General features: G+C 67.0%; 5 protein-coding genes and 1 pseudogene. 3 read left to right on the top strand and 3 right to left on the bottom strand.

The window, feature by feature from the left end; genetic code table 11:
* Window positions 1-205 (bottom strand): annotated as a pseudogene (locus ACFWF3_RS24530) (LLM class flavin-dependent oxidoreductase); the annotation flags it as partial.
* Between the two features lie 157 nt (window positions 206-362).
* Here ACFWF3_RS24530 and ACFWF3_RS24525 point away from each other — a divergent pair.
* Window positions 363-707, top strand: coding sequence for a DUF6401 family natural product biosynthesis protein (locus ACFWF3_RS24525; RefSeq protein WP_379315497.1), 345 nt, complete (start codon window positions 363-365; stop codon window positions 705-707).
* A 62-nt stretch (window positions 708-769) separates the two neighbouring features.
* Here the strand turns inward: ACFWF3_RS24525 and ACFWF3_RS24520 are convergent, their stop codons facing one another.
* A complete protein-coding gene (locus ACFWF3_RS24520) occupies window positions 770-1,603 on the bottom strand; it encodes a hypothetical protein (protein ID WP_378993095.1) in 834 nt (277 codons plus the stop codon).
* 371 nt (window positions 1,604-1,974) lie between these two features.
* On the opposite strand from ACFWF3_RS24520, the gene erm reads away from it, so the two are divergent.
* Window positions 1,975-2,799: an ErmE/ErmH/ErmO/ErmR family 23S rRNA (adenine(2058)-N(6))-methyltransferase gene (gene erm, locus ACFWF3_RS24515; protein WP_379315494.1), complete on the top strand. Its 825-nt coding sequence runs from the start codon at window positions 1,975-1,977 to the stop codon at window positions 2,797-2,799.
* 59 nt (window positions 2,800-2,858) lie between these two features.
* Here the strand turns inward: erm and ACFWF3_RS24510 are convergent, their stop codons facing one another.
* Window positions 2,859-4,106 carry a Glu/Leu/Phe/Val dehydrogenase dimerization domain-containing protein gene (locus ACFWF3_RS24510; protein WP_379315499.1) on the bottom strand — a complete coding sequence of 416 codons (1,248 nt, stop codon included), beginning with the start codon at window positions 4,104-4,106 and terminating at the stop codon, window positions 2,859-2,861.
* A gap of 156 nt (window positions 4,107-4,262) precedes the next feature.
* Here ACFWF3_RS24510 and ACFWF3_RS24505 point away from each other — a divergent pair.
* Window positions 4,263-4,845, top strand: a 583-nt coding sequence (locus ACFWF3_RS24505) for a LysR family transcriptional regulator (protein ID WP_379315492.1), incomplete at its 3' end; no start/stop codon positions are given.

Raw genomic sequence — 4,845 nt, 5'->3', positions numbered from 1 at the left:
GTTCCTGCGCGCCGATCGCCCCCTGGGCGCCGAAGCTGAGCAGGTCCGCCGCGAAGATCGCACCGATCTTGTTCTGCTGTGCGATCCGCGCGATCCGGATGCCTTCCTCGAGCGTGGAACGGGTCGGGTCCAGTGCCGCGGCGTACACATCGCGTGATCCGCTCACCCCGGTGACGGTCTTCAATTTCCGACGTTCGCTGCCCATGGTCGACAGTCCAGCAGGGCGCTGTGCGAGCGACCATGGTTGCGCTCAACCGAATTCGATCGACCGCGAAATGGTTGCACTGTATTCGCCCGGTCACGCTATCGATCTTGAATCGATCCAATTTCTTCAGCGACGGAGAGATTGCTACCATATTGCAATGTTTGCGCCAGGTCCCGCGTTGCTCGAACTCTCGGCGCAACGACAATTACAGCAGTTGAACACCGAGTTCGGAGCACCCGCGGCCGCCGTCGCCGCGGTGGTACCCGGTCTGTCCGCCCAGCTCGACCAGCATGCCGCCGCGGTGCGCGACATTCTCGCTCTCGGCGTCGACGATTCGACGCGGGTGCCACTCGGTATTCTGCTCGCCGGTTATGTCCGCGGACTGCTCGACCATTTCGCCGAGCGGGCCGACGGGTTCTTCGCGGGCGCGCCGGACAACTGGCACGACGCCGACTGGCTGCAGTTGCGCCTTGCCGCGGTGTGCGCGTACGCCGCCGACTGATATCCCACCGACGACATCGGCGCACCGCCACCCGAAGGTGACGGTGCGCCTTTGCCCGTTGACTACCGCACGGTTTCGCCGCCCCAGCCCGGCTCGCCGCCGGGGTAGGTCGCGCCGGGCGTGACCCGCGCCTGCTCGGCCGCACTCGGCGCCACCCGCTCGCCCTGACGCTCGGCGTCCTCACGTCCACGCTGGTAGGCCTGGGCATGGCCCTTCATCGCCGGCATCTCCGATTCCAGGTTGCCGAGCCAATTGCTCCAGCGCTGCTCCATGGGCCTGACCAGGCCGCCACCGACACCGACCACCAGGATGCCGCCGATGGTGGCGAGCACGGCGATCAGGACCGGGGTGGTTACCGAGGTCGCGACACCGATCTGGTTCAGCGCCGCGATGATGCCGATACCCCAGATGAACACCGCCGCGATCCGGCCGAGCATGTGCCCGTAGGACAGCCCGCCGAGCGCGTTGGAGACGAGATCGCTCACCGCGTGCGCGATCGCCGCGGCGATCACCACGATGATGATCGCGACCACCGCCTTGGGCAGCCACGCCACGATGCTGGTGAGCAGCGCACTGACCGGGTTCGGCCCGAACACCGCGAAACCGATCTGCAACGCGATCAGCAGAATCGCGTAATAGGCGATCTTGGCGATGATGTCGGAAGCGTCATATTTGCTGCGGGACATCATTTTCCGCAGTTCGCCACGTTCGACGAGCTTGTCGAATCCGACACGTTCCAGCACCGCGTTCACGATCTTGGCGACCACCTTCGCGATGATCCAGCCGACGAGAAGAATGGCGATGAATGCCACCGCTTTGGGGACGAACTGCGCGACCGAACTCCATGCGTCGGTCAAGCCCTGCTGGAAATCTATCGCAATGACGGAGGTATCCACGGCCTATCCTTTCGCTCATTCCGATCAGTGCGGCTGAATTGCCGATGCACCTGTTCGTGCTGCTTACCCAGGTAATTACCATCGAATCCGCGCAGTTGCGATAAATTTGCTCACGGCCGGTCAGAGCCACAATGACCCACGGATCTCCTTCCGCCCAGCCCCTCGAGCCGATCGGCGCCGGTCCGAAATTCGGTTGCCTGGTTCTCGACCGCTTCCTAGAGTCGGTCCCATGTCGTGCCACTACTTCATTCGCCTCCGCTACAACCGGGCTCTGGCCCGCTAGCGGACGCGGATAACTTCATCGGCGTCCACCGGCGCGCCCAGGGCCCTTCGAGACTCATTCGACTCGAAGACCCGAAGGGGCAACTGCCGTGGCGCAGGATTTCGCACATCGAAACTACTCACACACTCAGCGCAAGGTCACCGGCAAGAGCGGCGGTCGGACCGCCCGTGACCACGCGAGAAGAACACTGTCCCAGAACTTTCTGGTGGATCGTGCCGCCGTCGACTCGATAGTGACGGTGGCCGATCCGGCGGGAACAGTTCTCGAACCCGGTGCGGGCGAAGGCGTTCTCACGCACGCACTGGCTCGCCGGGGCGCTCAGGTCACCGCGTACGAGATCGATCCGCTGCTCGCGGCCAAGCTCTCGGCACGAACCCGGTCCGAGGACGGAATCCGCGTCGTCCGTGGCGATTTCACCAAGGCCAGGGCTCCCCGTGAGCCGTTCGCCGTGGTGGGCAACATCCCGTTCTCCGTGACCGCCGAGATCGTCGACTGGTGTCTGACCGCACCGGCCCTGACCTCGGCGACACTGCTCACCCAACGTGAATACGCCCGCAAGCGCACCGGCGACTACGGCCGCTGGAGCCTACTGACCGCGACGACCTGGCCGTGGTTCAGCTGGGAACTCCACGGACAGGTACCCCGCGACAGCTTCCGCCCGATCCCGTCGGTCGATTCGGCGATCTTGCGGATCACCAGAAGACCGGAACCACGTGTGCGACAGCAGGATTCCTACACCGAGCTGGTGCGAACCGGCTACTCCGGTATCGGTGGCACGGTGCGCGCTTCGCTGCGTACCCGCTACCGAGGAGTCGACGAAGCGTTGACCGCTACCGGCATCGACCACAGCACTGTCGTCGCCTATGTCCACCCGGACCAGTGGGTGGAGTTGCACTCGATGCTCACTCGCTGACCAGGAGTCGGTGCTGCCTTCACTCGTGCGGGCAGCACCGTCCTCCGCATGCCGCGCTGTCAGGGGATGACGACCGGTCCGGTGAGCGGTGACGGGTCGTCGGCCCAGCGGTGGCCGATCTCGCGGGGGGTGATGTTCTCGTCGGCCCATGCGATCAGCAGCTGTGCGACCTTGTCGTGCATGGTGGTGCGGAGCCGGTCGAACGAGGTGTCGGGGACGTCGTCCACTTCGCCGAGCAGCAACCACCACGCCCAGGCCACCGCACCCGCGTTGGCGACGAAATCGGGCAGTACCGGGACACCGCGGGCGGCGAGCATGGCCTCGGCTTCCGGTGTGGTGGCGGCGTTCGCGGCTTCGACGACGATGCGCGCCCGGATGTCGTAGGAGTTGTCCGGCGTGATCGCATACGAGATCGCCGCGGGCACAAGGATATCGACGTCGGCCGATATCACGGCACCGCGCGGCATCTCCTCGATGCCCGCGGGCAGGCGGGACCGGTCGATCTCGCCGTAGCCGTCGCGCAGTTCCAGCAGCGCCGGAATGTCGAGGCCCTCGGCGCAGTACAGGGTGCCCGCGGCATCGGCCACCGTGGTGATCTTCATCCCGGCCTCGTGCAGGTAGTACGCCGCCGCCCCGCCCATGGTGCCCACGCCTTGGATCGCGGCGGTCGTGTCGGCGGGCGCCTGCCCCCACTGCACCGCCGCGGCCAGACAGGCGTGCGCGACACCGAAACCACCGATGACGTCACCGAGTAGGAAGCCGCCGTCGACCGCGACGTTGAGCCCGCCGCGGACTCGCGCCAGCGTCGCCGCCGGGTCGGCGGAGCGCCGGATGGCGGCGTGGAAGCTCTGATCCAGGTCGAGCTTGACGAAGACCGTGTCGATCAGGTGCTGCGGGACCCCCAGGTCCTCGGCGGTCACCCAGTGCGTGTCGAGCCACGGGCGCATCGCCTCGCAGAACCGCTCCAGCACGTCCACCGCGCGCGGATCCTTCGGATCGAAGTCGATCCCGCCCTTGGCGCCGCCGATCGGGAGGTCGAAGGTGGCGGTCTTGTTCGCCATGCCGCGCGCCAGGTCCTCGACCTCGCGCAGGGTGCAGCCGGCGCGCATCCGGGTGCCGCCGGTGGCCAGGCCGCCGCGCAGGGTGTGGACGACAAGGTAGCCGACCGCGTCGGTGCGCGAATCCGTCCAGTGCAGACGCAGGTACGGCTCGCAACGACGGTTCGCGGGAGTGATGGCCGGGTCCGTCGATGTGCCCGCAACGCCGTGCGAACTCACCTGCGGCATACCTGTGCCCGGGTCGAGCATCGTCATGGTGCCCACCTCCTCATTCGTCGTGATCGCCCGTGGCGGACCTCGTCGTCCCCGGTAGCACCAAGCCTGCGCGGCCCCTGCCCGCGCGTCTATTTACGGTTCGTTCACGGCACCCTTCACGGTTCCTGCACAGTGCATACGCTCGGTGCTATGGACCTGTCTCTGGCCCGCTTGCGAATGTTGCGCGAACTACACCGGCGCGGCACCATCACGGCCGCCGCGGCCGCTCTGCACTACACCGCGTCGGCGGTCTCCCAACAGCTCGCACAGCTCGAACGCGACGCGGGCACCCGGCTGTTCGAACGACGCGGGCGCCGAGTGCAGCTCACCGACCTCGGGATCGTGCTGGCAGAGCACGCCGAAGAGATCCTGGCCGCGGTCGAGCGCGCGACCCAGGCGCTCGAGGAAGCGGGCGGATCGGTGACGGCGAAGATCACCGCCGGAGTGTGGGCGTCGGTGGCCTCCGGGCTGCTCCCCGACGCGCTCACCACCCTCGCCGCCTCACACCCGGGCATTCTGGTGCGTACCACCGAACTCGCACCGGAGTCGACGGCCGCCGCGGTCCGTGACGGCACGCTGGACCTGTCGTTCGTTCTCGACTACTCGAACTATCCGATGACCTGGGACCGTGGCCTGGAGCGGGCGGTCATCGGCGTCGAACGGATCCACGCCGCCGTCCCGGCGGGCGCGGTGCCCGCCGCAGGGGTGACACTGGCCGAGTTGTCCGAGCATC

Origin of the sequence: Nocardia sp. NPDC060220, from assembly GCF_042727815.1 — a bacterium.
Classification (GTDB): Bacteria; Actinomycetota; Actinomycetes; order Mycobacteriales; family Mycobacteriaceae; genus Nocardia.
This window is presented reverse-complemented; position numbering and strand designations above follow the sequence as displayed.